The 15,259-nt window shown below is 45.2% G+C and carries 13 protein-coding genes; all 13 read left to right on the forward strand.

Features of this window, described 5'->3' with window-relative positions; all coding sequences use genetic code 11:
• The first annotated feature begins 11 nt into the window (after window positions 1–11).
• The 13 genes from whiA (at window position 12) to VZF35_RS15835 (ending at window position 15,249) form a co-directional block, all read left to right on the forward strand.
• Window positions 12–962 (forward strand): DNA-binding protein WhiA, encoded by a 951-nt coding sequence (gene whiA, locus VZF35_RS15775; RefSeq protein WP_407306326.1) that lies wholly within the window; start codon window positions 12–14, stop codon window positions 960–962.
• A gap of 70 nt (window positions 963–1,032) precedes the next feature.
• Window positions 1,033–2,433, forward strand: coding sequence for an RNA polymerase factor sigma-54 (rpoN, locus tag VZF35_RS15780; RefSeq protein WP_407306328.1), 1,401 nt, complete (start codon window positions 1,033–1,035; stop codon window positions 2,431–2,433).
• Window positions 2,434–2,786: 353 nt separating this feature from the next.
• Window positions 2,787–4,370: a Na/Pi cotransporter family protein gene (locus VZF35_RS15785; protein ID WP_407306330.1), complete on the forward strand. Its 1,584-nt coding sequence runs from the start codon at window positions 2,787–2,789 to the stop codon at window positions 4,368–4,370.
• A gap of 137 nt (window positions 4,371–4,507) precedes the next feature.
• On the forward strand, window positions 4,508–5,209 hold the full coding sequence (locus VZF35_RS15790; RefSeq protein WP_407306332.1) for a glycerophosphodiester phosphodiesterase: 702 nt from the start codon (window positions 4,508–4,510) through the stop codon (window positions 5,207–5,209).
• Window positions 5,210–5,448: 239 nt separating this feature from the next.
• Entirely contained in the window at window positions 5,449–6,567 is a 1,119-nt protein-coding gene (locus tag VZF35_RS15795; protein ID WP_407306334.1) for an extracellular solute-binding protein, read from the forward strand.
• Window positions 6,568–6,692: 125 nt separating this feature from the next.
• Entirely contained in the window at window positions 6,693–7,571 is an 879-nt protein-coding gene (locus VZF35_RS15800) for an ABC transporter permease (RefSeq protein WP_407306336.1), read from the forward strand.
• Window positions 7,568–8,395: an ABC transporter permease gene (locus tag VZF35_RS15805; RefSeq protein WP_407306339.1), complete on the forward strand. Its 828-nt coding sequence runs from the start codon at window positions 7,568–7,570 to the stop codon at window positions 8,393–8,395. Before VZF35_RS15800 ends, VZF35_RS15805 begins: the two co-directional genes overlap by 4 nt.
• 2 nt (window positions 8,396–8,397) lie before the next feature.
• Window positions 8,398–9,414: an ABC transporter ATP-binding protein gene (locus tag VZF35_RS15810; protein WP_407306341.1), complete on the forward strand. Its 1,017-nt coding sequence runs from the start codon at window positions 8,398–8,400 to the stop codon at window positions 9,412–9,414.
• 70 nt (window positions 9,415–9,484) lie between these two features.
• Window positions 9,485–10,066 (forward strand): glycerol-3-phosphate responsive antiterminator, encoded by a 582-nt coding sequence (locus tag VZF35_RS15815; RefSeq protein ID WP_407306342.1) that lies wholly within the window; start codon window positions 9,485–9,487, stop codon window positions 10,064–10,066.
• 263 nt (window positions 10,067–10,329) lie between these two features.
• Entirely contained in the window at window positions 10,330–11,949 is a 1,620-nt protein-coding gene (gene glpA / locus VZF35_RS15820; protein WP_407306343.1) for an anaerobic glycerol-3-phosphate dehydrogenase subunit GlpA, read from the forward strand.
• 12 nt (window positions 11,950–11,961) lie between these two features.
• On the forward strand, window positions 11,962–13,179 hold the full coding sequence (glpB, locus tag VZF35_RS15825; protein WP_407306344.1) for an anaerobic glycerol-3-phosphate dehydrogenase subunit GlpB: 1,218 nt from the start codon (window positions 11,962–11,964) through the stop codon (window positions 13,177–13,179).
• A 16-nt stretch (window positions 13,180–13,195) separates the two neighbouring features.
• Window positions 13,196–14,467 (forward strand): anaerobic glycerol-3-phosphate dehydrogenase subunit C, encoded by a 1,272-nt coding sequence (locus tag VZF35_RS15830; protein WP_407306346.1) that lies wholly within the window; start codon window positions 13,196–13,198, stop codon window positions 14,465–14,467.
• 131 nt (window positions 14,468–14,598) lie between these two features.
• Window positions 14,599–15,249: a phosphate signaling complex PhoU family protein gene (locus tag VZF35_RS15835; protein ID WP_407306348.1), complete on the forward strand. Its 651-nt coding sequence runs from the start codon at window positions 14,599–14,601 to the stop codon at window positions 15,247–15,249.
• The last annotated feature ends 10 nt before the right edge of the window (window positions 15,250–15,259 follow it).

A 15,259-nucleotide genomic window follows, 5' to 3' on the forward strand; every position in this document is an offset into this window, starting at 1 on the left:
GGGCCTTATCATTGTCGTTTAGTGCTGTGACTAAAGAAGAGTTGGCGCGCCTAAGTGAGCAAAAATCTTGTTGTGAGCTGGCGGAATTAGCCGCTTTAGTACGCATGGATGGTACCCTTCAAATTAGCGCGCATCAACAATACACTTTGAATGTTATTACGGAAAGCGCTCCCGTGGCACGCAAGATCTATCGTTTGGCAAAGGATGTCCTTAAACGCCCCGTGGATATTGTGGTTCGCCGCAAACTAAGGCTGCGCAAAAACAACTCATACATGGTACGAATTTATCCCCGTGGGTTGGAGGATTTGCAGAATCTGGGTCTGCTTAATGAGGGCGGACAAATTTACCATGGTATTCCCCCCGATCTCATCAAAAAACGCTGTGACCAAAAGGCCTATCTGAGGGGAGCATTTTTGGCAGGCGGTTCAATAAATAATCCTGAAGGTACCTATCATCTCGAAATTGTCAGCAATGATGAACAACATGCCAAAGCCCTGTGTCAGTTGGTAAATCGCTTTAAATTAGGGGCTAAAGTGAGTATGCGCAAGCATTGGTTCGTTGTCTATATCAAAGAGAGTGAACGGATCGTAGAGTTTCTAGGCTTTATTGGAGCTCATCATGCACTTTTGGAATTCGAAAATGTTCGTGTACTCAAAGACGTGCGCAATCAGGTGAACCGTTTGGTAAACTGTGAAACAGCGAATCTCGATAAAATTGTTGATGCTGCAGTGAGACAGCTTGAAAATATCCAATTAATTCAGAACTCAATTGGCCTCCAGGCCTTACCCTCTGCGCTCAGAGGAATGGCAGAGCTGCGCTTGGAATTCCCTGATGCCAGTTTAAAAGAACTCGGTGAAATGCTGCGGCCAAAAGTCGGTAAGTCGGGAGTAAACCATCGAATGAGGAAGATTGAAGCTTTGGCCGAGCGAATTAGGAGCCAAAAGATGGGAACCCTAAACTAACAGTCTGCATAAGGCTTTGAGGTAAGATTCTAGTGCTTGAACATTAAGTGAAGATATGGGGGGGGATTAGGTGCGGTTAGGATACGGCTTGAGTCTAGAACAAACTCAAAAACTAATTATGACTCCAGAATTGCGTCAGGCAATCACAATCTTACAATTGTCCGCACTTGAGCTTTCTACGTATGTTGAGGAACAACTTTTAGAAAACCCTTTGCTGGAAACACAAGAAGAGATTTTAGACGTGAAAGCAGAATCCGAGGCTAACGGTGCGGAAGAAAGTCCGTCTGATGATAAATGGGAAGTAGATTGGCAAGATTATTTTCATGATCAAGAGGAAAATCGCGTCCGGCAAGAACGAGTGGTCGTGGAAGAAAAACAGCGTTTTGATCCGTTCATCACTGCAGCACCAACTCTTCAAGAACATTTGCTCGAGCAACTTCATGTTCAAAAAATTTCGGCTTCCCTACCTGTCGCTGAGTATATTGTTGGGAATCTCGATGACAATGGCGGGCTTACTATAACGTTAGAAGATATCGCCCGAGAGAAAAACGTTTCTCTGGAAACGGCAGAAGAGGCGTTGGCCGCTGTTCAGGGTCTTGACCCTCTGGGAATAGGAGCTCGCAGTCTCGAGGAATGTCTGAGGTTACAGCTACCGCTTCTGCCAAATTACCCGCCGGAATTACCGGAATTATTAAAGTATCTTGAAGACTTAGCGGCAGGACGTTTGCAAAGGATTGCCCATGCCATGAAACTATCCATCAGTCGAGTTCAGGAATTGGCCGATTTGATCCGAAAACTTGATCCCAAACCGGGACTCCGCTTCTCAGGTCCTGGAGATGTACGTTATATTGTTCCAGATGTTGTCATCGAGGAGATTGGCGGAGAGTTTATTATTTTAGTTAATGACATCACAGTACCCCGTCTTGGAATAAACAAAGCTTATCGAGAGGCTCTCAGCAACGAGGAAGAGACGGATACCCGTAAATTTGTGGAACAGAAATTAAACGCTGCGGCTTGGCTGATCCGCAGTATCGAGCAGCGGCGTTTAACCTTATATAAAGTCGCCAATGCCATCGTGAAATGGCAAACAGATTTTCTTCGTTATGGGATTCGCCATCTGAAACCTCTTACCTTAAGGGACATTGCCGAGGAAATTGGGGTTCATGAGTCGACTGTCAGTCGCGCTACATCTCATAAATATGTGCAGACGCCTCGAGGAATTTTTGAATTTAAATTCTTCTTTGCCAATAGCATGGGACGAGGACATAATAATGACTCGAATATCACGACGGAAGAAATTAAGTTTGCTCTTCGTGAGATTATTTCTTCAGAGAATCCCAAAAGCCCCTATTCTGACCAAAAATTAGCCGATCTTCTTAAGGCTAAAACTATGGTGATCTCCAGGCGTACGGTTGCTAAATATCGTGATGAGTTGGGGATTCCTGCGGCGACGGTGAGGAAGCGATATTAAGGCGGGAAAGAGTAGGCTGAGTCCTGACGAAAGACCTAAAAAAGGGAGTTTGAATCTAAAAACTAATTGCTAAATTCTGAATATCTGCATATAATAAATCATATCTAATATTAGATTGTTTTTCTTGCTAAATTTGATATTTAAGGCTGGAGTTATAGAGAAAGCCGCAAATTTATCTGTTCTAAACAGGTCCGTTTGCGGCTTTTTTCTACTGCCAGAAATATAATATTGTTGAATACTTTCTCCAGCTTAATGCAGCTAGGTGGCTGCTTGCGCTGAAGACAAGAGGGAGTTGAAGGCAGATAAGTAGTGTCGGTACAGTTTTAGTGTTTCTGGGCGGGCTCGGTCTTTTTATGTATGGAGTACAGACAACGTCAGATGCCTTACAAAAATTTGCAGCAAATCGGCTTAAACAAATTCTTCAATCTCTTACGAAGAAAACGTTTATGGCTGTTTTGTTAGGAACCGTCATGACGGTTGCTTTTCAAAGCAGCGCAGCGACGACTGTTTTGGTCGTGGAATTCGTCAATGCAGGCATGATGAATCTAGGGCAAGCCTTAGGCATTGTCTTAGGTTCGGCCGTTGGGACGTCGATTTCCATTCAGCTTATTGCTTTTCAGATTCTTGATGTTGCGTTAGGGGCCACATTTATTGGATTCATTCTGTATTTTACAGGTAAAAAACAGTGGAAGCATTTAGGCCATTCTCTAATTGGCTTCGGCTTGATCTTTGTCGGAATGTCCAATATGTCGGATGCCTCAGTTCCGCTGCGCAATATTCCTGAAGTTTATACGTTTCTTTCCCAACTGGGGACACAGCCTTTCCTGGCTATCATCGTGGGACTTATCTTAACAACGGTAATTCAGAGCAGCACAGCAGTTTTTGCTATTATGATGTCCCTTGCCGGACAACATCTTTTGAATCTGTCAGCGATTGTACCGTTGGTTATTGGTGCTCATATTGGAGGGACTGTGACAACACTGCTTACAAGTCTTACGGCTCAAAAAATGGATGCGAAACGAACAGCAATAGCGAATACAGGGTATAAAGTTGTGGCCGCGCTTCTCTTATACCCTTTTTTGGCGAAGTTTGCCCTGCTCATCCAATGGACGACAGGCAATTTACAGCGTCAAGTCGCTAACGCTCATTTGCTCTTTGCGCTTTTAATGGTTCTTTTGTTTCTACCCTTGAACACGGTCATTGCTAAAGGCCTGAAACGAGTAGTTCCAGATCGTGCAGGTAAAGATGTTTCGTTTAAATTTCAGGTTATCGATGAAGTATCCTTGGAGGTTCCGGCTGTTGCTCTTAGACAGGCCAATGAGGAGATCCGTGCTTTAGGAAAGTTCATCTATACTAAAATGCTGCAAATAATTCCGGAGGCTCTTTTATCAGATTCAGAGGAAATCATCGAAGAAATGGTAAAAGCTGAAGAATGGGTGGATTGGTATTATCGGCATACCATGCGGTTCTTGGCAGTTCTGTCGCAGAAAGGACTTACCGACGAACAGGCCGAAGAAAGTATGAATATCCAGTTTATTGTCAAGGAATTAGAGTACATTGGGGATGCCGTTATGGCTATGGTCCAATTAACCACCAAGCTTCATCGCGAAAACCTCAATATTCCAGCCCAAAACTGGGGACATCTTGATGATTTATACCAACAAGTCCTGGATCATTTTGCAACGGTACTTCAGGCACTGACTCAGTGGAATCCACAAACAGCGGCAGAAGTGATTCGTGAACATCCTGAGACGACACGCATACAAAGAAACTTGCAGTTTAATTTTCTTGCTCAAGGTTCTAAGCAAGGAGGGCAAGAAAGTGACCTGAAAACTGTAGAGAAATTTCGTTACATGACGTTAGACTTGATTAATCTCTTATCTCAAGTGGATGAACATACTGTTAATATTGCAAAAGTAGTCATGGGAATTGTCTAAAAAAATTAAATATTTTTGCCAGTTTAACATAAATATTACAATGGCCTAACTTAGAACTAATAATTGAGTGTTATTCTGAAACTGAATTGTTTAAGAAGGTTACAACAATTCAGGAATGTCTTTTAAGGAGAGATTCTATGAAAATCTTAGGTCATCGAGGAGCTGCGGGTACATCTCCGGAAAACACGTTGCTATCCTTTGCCAAAGCCCTTGAATTTGGGGTAGATGGCTTGGAGTTTGATGTACAGCTATCAAAGGATGGAGAGGTCGTTATCTGCCACGACGAACGTGTTGATCGTACGAGCGACGGTGTTGGTTGGGTCAATGATTTCACGCTCAAGGAATTAAAGAAGCTGAATTTTGGAGTTGGATTTGGAGTATTTGCTCCAATACCCACGCTGGCAGAACTGTTGGAAATGCTTAAAGCCAGGCCTCTTATTCTTAATGTTGAGATTAAAACCGGACTGATCGAATATCCCGGAATTGTTGACAAGGTGGTTGGTCTATTGGAGAAGCATCAGGTGACTCATCATAGTATAATTTCTTCCTTTGAACATAAGACAATTGTAGAGGTAATTAGGAACTATCCCCACGTGAAAACAGGCTTACTTTATGACTGCGGACCGATTTCCCCTTGGCTTTATGCCCAGAATCTAGGCGCAAACCATCTCCACCCTCATTATGCCTTTGTAAACCCAGAATTGGTACGAGAAAGCCATGTGCGGAGCCTGAATGTACATACTTGGACAGTGGATGAGACCTGGGAGATGGAATGTGTTATGAATTCTGGGGTGGATATCGTGATTACTAATCATCCAGAGCGCTTTATTCTTAGGTAAGTCAAGTTATCTGCCATATTAAGATTGGAAATGCTCATTTTATTTCATGGTGGGCCTTCATGCTTAACTCTGAGGTTGGACGTGAAAGGATATAAAGATTTGACTTCAGGGGCAGTGAATGGATATATCTGGGATAACGCAACGTCTGCAAGGGGGTGAGAAGTTACTGCCAGTCCGATTAGGATTGAGCAAAATTTCACTTTAGTCAGGGTTAGATTTGTTTCAGAGGAGGATTCGAGATGTTAAAAACGAGTAGGAAAGTCTTAGCGGTAACTATGATCGGCGCATTTCTCATGAGTAGTCTTTTGACTGGGTGTGGAACAACCCCTACAGCTGATACAAGTAAAGAAGCCAAGCCGGCTGCGGAATTAACAGGACAGGCCCTGAAAGATGCTGTGAAAAAAGAGGGGAAAATCGTTTCTTATGGTATGCCTGATGCTTGGGCCAACCTCGGTGAAATCTGGGGTACTTTCACGAAAGACAATGGAATAACTCATTCGGATACGGATATGACGAGTGCCGAAGAGATTGCCAAATTTGATGCTGAGAAAAGCAGCCCAGTTGCCGACATCGGGGATGTAGGTATTACCTTTGGAAATGTTGCTATTTCACGTGATGTCGTGCAAGCGCATAAGGGGCCAACTTGGAATGAGGTTCCAGATTGGGCGAAGGATAAGGATGGTCTCTGGACAGGGGAGTATGTAGGAACAATCGCATTCTTAGTAAATACTAAATTGGTTAAAGATGTTCCCCATAGTTGGGCGGATTTGCTTAAACCTGAATACAAAGGTGCTGTCGTCACCGGAGATGTTTTAAAGGCCGCTCAGTCCCAAGCGGCAATTTTGGCAGCTGCTTTTGCTAACGGTGGAGACGAGAACAACTTAACCCCTGGAATTGACTACTTCAAAAAGTTAGCTCAAGCCGGTAATCTTAAACCCAGTGACAACATCTTCAGCGTTTTCCAGAAAGGTGAAGTCCCTGTAGGGATCCTTTGGGATTTTAATGCCTTGGGCTATCGTTCCCGCTTGGCGGATAAGGACAATTACCAAGTGGTTATTCCGAGTGATGGTACTGTGGCGAGTGCTTATGTATCGGTGATCAATAAGTATGCTCCACACCCCAATGCAGCGAAAGCATTCCAAGATTTCCTTTTGAGTGACGAGGGACAAATCCTCTTAGCCAAAGGATTTGCTCGTCCGATTCGAGATAAGGTTCAAATTCCGGAGGATATTGCCAAAACAATGGTTTCTAAAGATCAATACGCTTCAGCGAAACCTATTAAGGATTTTGCAGCTTGGGAAAAGAACATGAAAACCATCCCCGACCTGTGGAGGAACAATGTCATAGTTTCTCAATAACCTTGGTTTTGTCTAAGAACCATGGAGGAAGAGCCTGGCAGGTCTGGGGTCGAAAGATCCTTTTGTCGGGCCTTCCTTTGGTCAAATGCGTTTTAACGTCGTCGGCGACGAGGAGGCCTTACAAAATGAAAAAGAACCTGGTAGCTCGGCTTAGCCAAGAGTTACGGCGAGGTGGAATCCTTTGGATTCCATTTGTTCCCTTAATTATTTTCGCCTTAGCCTTCGAAATCTTACCCATGGGGTATATTATTTATAGTAGTGTACATACTGCTGCAGGCATTAGCACGGCAAGCTTTTCCGAAATTTTCAAAAGTAAGTATTATGTGGTTTCCTTAAGAAATAGTTTACTGGTTTCTGTGGCCGTAGGAATTATCGGTCTGATTATTGGCACGTTTGGGGCCCTGTCTCTGCGTTCGTTAGGGGAAGCCTGGCGGGAAAAATTATTAACCTTAGTTAATATGACCTCTAATTTTTCGGGGGTTCCGTTGGCTTTTGCGTATATCGTTTTATTAGGAGTTAATGGACTGGTAACAGTCTTGGTGAAGGAAAAAATGGGGCTGGACCTATATGGGATGGGGTTTAACCTCTTTAGCTGGACAGGCATCGTCCTAATTTATATTTACTTTAGCGTTCCTTTGGCCTTTATGCTGATGTATCCGGCGGTTTATGCCCTTAGGCAGGACATTCAGGAAGCTGCTTACATCTTGGGGGCTGGCAAGGTTCACTTTTGGCGCAAGATCGGGGTGCCAATTTTGTTACCCTCGATGTTAGGCAGCTTTACGCTGCTTTTTGCTAATTCTTTAGGAGCTTATGCTACTGCTTATGCTTTAACAAACTCGAATAACAGCTTGGTATCCATAACAATAGCCAATCTTGTCACAGGAGATATCTTTCCGGACCCTTCTCTAGCCAGTGCTTTAGCCGTCATTATGGCAGCATTTTTAGTCGCCTCTATTGTTATTAATGCCAGACTTAAGAAAAACAGCGGAGGGGTGGGAGAATGAAACGAGGGATTTTTGCTCGGGTTGTTTTAGTCGTAATTTTTGCGTATTTATTTTTCCCCATCGTTGCCACCCTGCTTTTCTCTATAGCCACAAAATGGAGCACGACCATCTTGCCTGAGGGATACACTCTGTCCTACTATCAACAATTGTTTAACAGTCCGGAGTTTATGCAGTCCTTGCTAAGAACTATTTTTGTAAGTTTCGCAACGATTCTATTATCAGTTCTCATCATCATTCCTTCGATGTACTTGGCAATTGTTTATTATCCGCGTTTGGAAAGACTCTTCGAAGTCTTGTCTATTTTGCCCTTTGCTATGCCGGGAGTTATTTTGGCCATCGGTATGATTCAAATGTACGCTAAAGGTCCGCTGAGGATCACCAATACCCCTTGGATATTAATTGGCTCCTATTTTGTCCTCATCTTACCGTTTATGTATCAGGCAACCAAGAATAGCTTTCGGACGATCAATGTCAAGGCCTTGACCGAAGCGGCCCTAATGTTGGGTTGTGGTAAGTTGGAGACCTTTGCCAAGATCATCTTTCCCAATGTGCTGAGAGGAGTTATTTCTGCTGCCTTGATTTCCGTCTCGGTCTTATTTGGAGAATTTGTTCTGGCTAATTTACTGGTTGGGGATAACTATGAAACCATTCAAATCTACCTGTATAAATTGCAAAAGGTGGATGGCCACATGGCTAATGCCTTGGTTGCTTCCTATTTTCTAGTGATTTTGTTGATGTCCTTAATTTTAATCTGGGTAGCTTTTAGGTCGGAGGAAGGGGCTAAGAACAGAGGACGGAAGTCAAGTAAGGGTGTGGGGGTATAGACATGAGCTATGTTCAAGTCGTCAATATAGATAAGAGCTTTCAAGGCCGCCAGGTCTTGAAGGGAATAGAACTGGACATTGAAAAAGGGGAATTTGTCACATTATTAGGGCCCAGCGGATGCGGAAAAACTACGCTCTTGAGAATCATCGCAGGCTTAGAGCGTGGGGATGGCGGGAAGGTTATTGTCAACCAAAGAGAGATCCAGGAAGGGCAGAGTAAGAAAGAGCAAAATATTGGGATGGTCTTTCAATCCTACGCGCTTTTCCCCAACATGACGGCGTTTGAGAATATTGCCTTTGGCCTTAAGATTAAGAAAATACCTTCTGCAGAAATCCGCAAGCAAGTTCAGGAGGTTATGGATATTCTCAGCATTACGGGCAAAGAAAACAACTACCCTCATCAGATGTCGGGAGGTCAGCAGCAGAGGGTTGCTTTAGCTCGGGCACTTGTCGTTAAACCGGATCTGCTTCTCTTGGATGAGCCGCTGAGTGCTGTGGACGCCAAGGTCAGGGAAAGTGCCCGAACCTTAATTCGTGATGTGCAGCGAAAAATGGGAATTACAACAATTTTTGTCACCCATGATCAGCTAGAAGCCTTGGTCATGTCGGATCGCATAGTGGTCATCAACAATGGAGAAGTCATGCAGTATGGAACTCCAGAACAAATTTATCATAAGCCCGCCAATAAATTCGTGGCCCAATTTATCGGGACTTATAACTTTGTTCCTGGGACTTTGGTAGGCTTGCCTAAAGCTGATGAGGTGTGTATCCGGCCTGAGCATGTTTTATTGGTCGGTTCAGACGAATTGAGTCAGATGGGGGAAGCAGACGATATAAAACTTCAGGGAACGTTAGAAAACTTCTATATCTTAGGGAATACAGCCAGGGCTGAGGTGGTTGTGCAAGGAAGAACGATCGTGGTGGATCATCTTAACCGATTTGCAGGATCCCGCTTTGCCCTAAAAGAGGAAGTAGGACTTCTGATTGAGAAAAAAGCCTGTACGACCTTGGAAAGTTAAGGCTGAAATAACTCTCTTAGAATTACGTTGTGTGTCTGAGAAAGCAAGCGTTAGAATTGGAAGGATTGCGATGGAAAATAGAGTTGGGTTTAAAGAGGCTTTAAGTTTAAGTGGGGTTGTGCCAGCTGTTAAGCACCTTGAAGATTTAACAGAAGTCTTAAACATCCCTTGGGTTTCCGTCGTTATTTTGATCGGTGGAGATATCAACGACTTTGAAGGGATTTTAAAAATCCGCAGTAAATATCCTGAAAAATATCTCTTAGCTCATGTGGATTTGATCGAAGGGGTTGGGAAAGACGAGGCCGGGATGCGCTACTTGAAACGTTTGGGTCTTGAAGGAATTGTCTCCGTTAAATGGCAGCTTCTTCGCTATGCGAAAGAAAATAATATGTTGACCGTCCAGCGTTTATTTCTGGTTGATTCAGAAGCAATTCGTACAGGATTGAAGATTATTAAAAAAGTAACCCCCGATGCTATCGAAATCTTACCAGCTACCGTTCCGAAATATGCGATTGATGAGTTCCGAAAAGTAACAGATTTAAGTATCTTAGGAGGCGGGCTGCTCCGAACTGAGGAGGACGTACGCAAGGCTTTAAGCAATGGCTTGACAGCCGTGACGGCGAGTCGAAGGAATCTGTGGAAGCTGCGTTGACGCAGGAAGAATCTAAGTGTATACTTATGAAGTAAGTTTTAAAACTTGATAATAAAGGCTTAGAGAATAAGAGAAGCCACTGGAGGAAGCGTAACAGCGTTCCGCCAGTGGCTTTTTGTACTGTCAGAAAGTATAACTTCGTTGAATACTTTCTACAGGTCCTTTCTCGCCACCCTTGGCTTCAGGGACACTTGGCCATCCATGGCCAGCGCATAGGCGCAGCTTTACATTTTGAAACATTCCGAGAGCGTAGGGAGGTTAATATGATAGGATACCAAGTTGTGATTGTCGGCGGCGGAGCAACAGGTGTTGGGGTTTTGCGGGACTTAAGTATGCGGGGAATTTCTGCCTTACTTCTGGAACAAGGAGACCTGGCACACGGAACAAGCTCGCGTTTTCATGGCTTATTGCATAGCGGTGCGCGTTATGCGGTTAAAGACCCCGTGTCAGCCGCTGAGTGTATTGAAGAAAACCTGATTCTTAAACGAATTGCTGCGAATTGCATTTCCGATACGGGTGGGTGGTTTGTACAAATGTCCGAGGACGACCCGACTTATGTTAAACAATGGATCGCGGGTTGTGCTCGGGCCAATATTCCGATACGCGAAATATCTCCCGCTGAGGCGTACAAGAAAGAACCTTTAATAGGCAATAATGTCGTCCGTGTTTTCGAAGTGCCTGATGCCACTGTGGACGGATTTAAGCTGGTTTGGGCCAATGCAAAATCCGCAAGGCATTATGGCGGCGATTTTAGAACCTATCATCGGGTGGAACAGCTCCTTAAGGAGGATCAACAGATTTTCGGGGTGAGGGCCAGGAATCTTTTAAATGGGGAAGAATTGATCGTCCATTGCGATATTGTTGTCAATGCTGCCGGGGCTTGGGCCTCTCAAATCGCGGACTCCATCGGGATATCTTTAGAGGTGATCTGTGACAAAGGGACACTTCTGGCCTTTAATCAAAGGTTATGCCAACGAGTGGTGAACCGACTGCACCCTCCGAGCGATGGAGATATTTTTGTTCCCCATGAAACCATCACGATTTTGGGGACGACTTCAGAAATCGTGGATTCTCCGCAAGAGACGATTCCCCAGGAGAATGAGGTTAAACGGTTATTGTCTTTAGGTGAGGATGTTCTCCCGAGCCTCATGGAGCATCGGGTTATTCGGGCCTTCGCAGGAGTAAGACCCCTTCATCGAGAGGACAGTGAAGCTCCTGGAGCAGCTGAAGAAGGGCGAGAGGTCAGCCGAACCTTTGCTTTAATTGACCATGGTGTTCAAGATGGAGTCCAGGGACTTGTGAGTATCGTTGGCGGAAAGTTCACAACCTATCGTTTGATGGCAGAGAAAGTAACGGATTGGGTCGCCGAGCGGTTGGGAAATACGACTCCATGCCGCACTTCAGAGGAAAAGTTGATCCCAGAGATTTCGGAAGCCATGAGGCGTGAAGCACAGAGGCTTTTGCCTTCTGCTGTCGCCGAAAAAATGCTGGAAAGGCTGGGAGAGGATGCGGAAGGGGTTTTGGCTGAGATTCAGCGTAACCCTGAAAAAGCCCAAATGCTTTGCGAATGTGAAATGGTTTGTATCGCTGAAGTGGAGAAGGTTGCAGCAGATCAAGACGCCCATCACTTAGCGGACATTCGCCGCAAGACGCGCTTGGGAATGGGGACCTGCCAAGGGGCCTTTTGTGCCTATCGAGCCTTGCCTCTTTTGTGGCAGGAAAAAGGAAAATATGACTCTCTGCAGGATGAGTTGAAGCGTTTTATTAATCAGAGATGGAAGGGAATCCGACCAGTACTATGGGGTCAACAATTGCGCGAAACTGAGCTGGCACGTGCTATTTATGGCAGTATCCTTCAAGTGAATGCAACTAAGGATGAGTGAGGAGGAATTCCCGTGTGGGATGGGATTATCGTGGGAGGAGGCCTTGCGGGCCTCTTAACAGGAATTCGAGCTTCCGAAAGAGGTAAGCGGGTTTTGATCATCTCTGAAGGGGTAGGGAGCTTAAGCTATAGTTCAGGTGTTTTGGATTTCGGAGAGGTTGAGCGTTTAGCAAAACAGGAGAAACATCCTTATGCTTTACTCGGAGAATCAGCGCTTCGAGCTGGAGTGGAGTATTTCCAGACTCATTTCCCGGACTATACAGGGAAATGGGGAGAGACTCAAGAGGTGCTGACTCCTTTGGGCTCGCCAAGAAAAGCAAGTATGGTTCCGAAGAGATTTGCGGCGGATGTTTTGTGGGATGCTGAGCGGATCATACTAGCAGTTCCTGAGGGGCTGAAAGATTTTTACCCGGAGGTCAGCAAGGGGATTTTGGAGAGGACTTACCCTTTAGGAAGTGTCGAGCTGTATCCGATCCGGGCAGAACGGTTTAAGCCTTGGTATGAAGGAGGAAAACCGATTATGGGTGTCGACTACGCACGGTACTGGAGAACCGATTCGGGAATTGCCGAATTGAAAGAGCTGTTGAAACGACTCACTTCTCAAGTTATGAACGCAGATCAGGGCGGCCAACGTTTGAAAACGGTCGTAGTCTTCCCCGGATTAGTCACTGAATTTTCCGGCGCCCTAGACAATGTTCTGGATGAAATTTCCTTTCCTCTGGTTGAGGTGACGGCGTTCCCACCCTCTGCAAGCGGACAGGTTTTTTATGAGGTCTTAAAACGAGCCTTTAAGGCTTTAGGTGGAGAATTGCTCGTGGGAGCTGGGGTTAAGAGTGTTGGGACTCAGGGAAGGTTATGTCATAATGTGATCGTGTCAAGCAAAGGCAGAGATTCGTGTTTTTCCGCTCGCTCCTTTGTGCTGGCGACGGGCGGGATTTTTGGGGGAGGGATTAAAGTAACTCCATCGATTCAACAGGAAACTGTCTTTGGTCTGCCGCTCTTTGTTCCATCCGATTGGACGCAGCCGGAATTCCTAGGAGAGCAACCCTATGCCCAAATGGGAGTTGAGGTTGATTGTACTCTTCGCCCGGTTAATCCTCAAAGCCAAGATGTCATCTTCGAGAATTTGCATGTCGTCGGACGAATGCTTGCTCATTATGATCCCTGGACTGAGCACTGTGGTGGAGGGGTTTCACTGGCCTCTGGATGGTTCGTCGGAGATACGATATAGAAAGGAGGCACTTCAGATGGGGTTAGAACAAGACAAAGCTGCGAACTTAGATGCCTGTATTAAGTGCAGCGCTTGTACCTCCCAATGCCCGGTTGCAGCAGTGTATCCCTTTTTCCCTGGACCCAAAAATGTTGGACCGGATGCCGAGCGTTTGCGCCTTGAAGGCTTCGAAACAGATGCAGGATACCTGAATTATTGTTCTAATTGTAAAACCTGTGAAATCACCTGTCCGTCCGGGGTAAAAATTACAGATATGATTATGAGGGCTCGAGAGAAGGCTCAAGAGACTGGGCATAGTAACGGAAAGACCCATCAACATCAGGTCCGTGATCTTGTTTTAGGGCGTGCAGAATATTTGGGAAAGTTAGGGACCATCTTACCAGTTCTCACGAACTTGGTTCTAGGGATTCCACTTGTTCGCACCCTAATGGAAAGGACGCTGGGAATTGGAAGGCAAGCTCCGCTTCCGGCCTATAAGCCAAGGTTGAAAAATTCAGCAAGCAGACGGTCAAGAAGTATTGAATTAGAAGAACATGGAACACCTCGGAAGCAGGCGGTATATTTTCCGGGCTGTTTTATCAAATACAACGACAGTCTAACGGGGAAGGCTGTGATCAAAGTGCTCGAACGCAACGGATATGATGTGATCGTCCCTGAGTTTCACTGTTGTGGTGTTCCCCTTCAAGCAAACGGCCATTTTCGCGAAGTGAGGGATATTATACGCAAAAATCTAGCCTTGATGTACTCTTATCTGCAAGCGGATGTCCCTGTTATTACTTCATGTACGAGCTGTGGTTTAGCCTTAAAGGAGGAGTATCCGAAATCAGAACATCCAGGTGCAAAACATATTGGTCGCCAAACCTATGACTTATTTGAATTTCTTTGGAAATTGCATGAACGGGGTGAACTCGCAGAGAATTTCCGAGAGGTTTCTTTATCTTTAGGGTATCATGCTCCCTGTCATCTGAAAGCTCAAGGGATCGGAACCCCAGCCGTGCGTTTACTGCGTTTAATACCTGGGGTTCGGGTTAACGATCTGGATGGCGGCTGTTGTGGCCTGTCGGGTAGTTTTGGATTTAAACAGGAACGGTATGATCTGGCTATGCAAATTGGAAATCCGTTGTTTTCTCGAGTTCGCCAAGGTGTGACGGAAAGAGAATTTGAAGTTATGATCACGGAATGCGGAGGATGTCAGGTCCAAATACAGCACGGATCAGGAGCCAAAACAGAACATCCGATTTGGATAATTATGGAGGCCTACGGTTTGGATTTAAAGCATAAAAATTAGGAAATCTCTTGTAACAGAATTCTGCGCCGAGAAATAAGATGATCAGGAATAGCTCAAAAGGGATTAAGACGAAGTGATTTTCCAAACCTTAGTATGAGTTATTCAGTAAACTTAGAAAAGAGGTGTGCTGTATGGGCGCGTTTCGCACGTCGGGGTATGATCGAGTCTTGTTGAATTTACGTGCGATGGTTGTCGAGCTGGCGGAGGCCCTGCAGAGCCATTTAGGTGAAGCCATCGAAGCGCTGAAAAAGGGTGAAGTGGTTCAGGATTGGGAAGAACGAGATGATGTTATCGATCAAATGAGGGATTGCATCGTGAAGCGCAGTTATGACATCATGAGTTTACAACAGCTGCGCAGCCAGGATCTGCGCTGGATTTTAGGCTTTCAACGTATGGCACAAGAGCTTGAACGGGTCGCAGACTATGCCTGCGACCTTGCTGAATTAAGTGAGCTTAAGCCCAAAGGAAACTGGTCGGCCGATATCTTAACGATGGCCGAGCAATTGACGGACATGACCAATTACACGGTAGCCATTTTGAAAGGGGAAACTGAAATTACTCGAGATCTGGCCGATCAGGACGATGCCCTTGATCTAGTATATTCTAATTTTAAAGCCGCTTTAGTTGAAGGAAGCCAAAAGAAATGTGACGATGGGCAATTGGGGTTAAGTCTGGTACTTGCCAGAACTCTTGAACGGATGGGGGACCATATCGTCAATGTCGCTGAAACACTTCTCTATGTGCAGACAGGGGTTCGAAGACTTTCGCCAAAAACCAGCTAACTGCTCAGAA

It is taken from the genome of Desulfosporosinus paludis (genome assembly GCF_045689965.1).
Classification (GTDB): domain Bacteria; phylum Bacillota; class Desulfitobacteriia; order Desulfitobacteriales; family Desulfitobacteriaceae; genus Desulfosporosinus; species Desulfosporosinus paludis.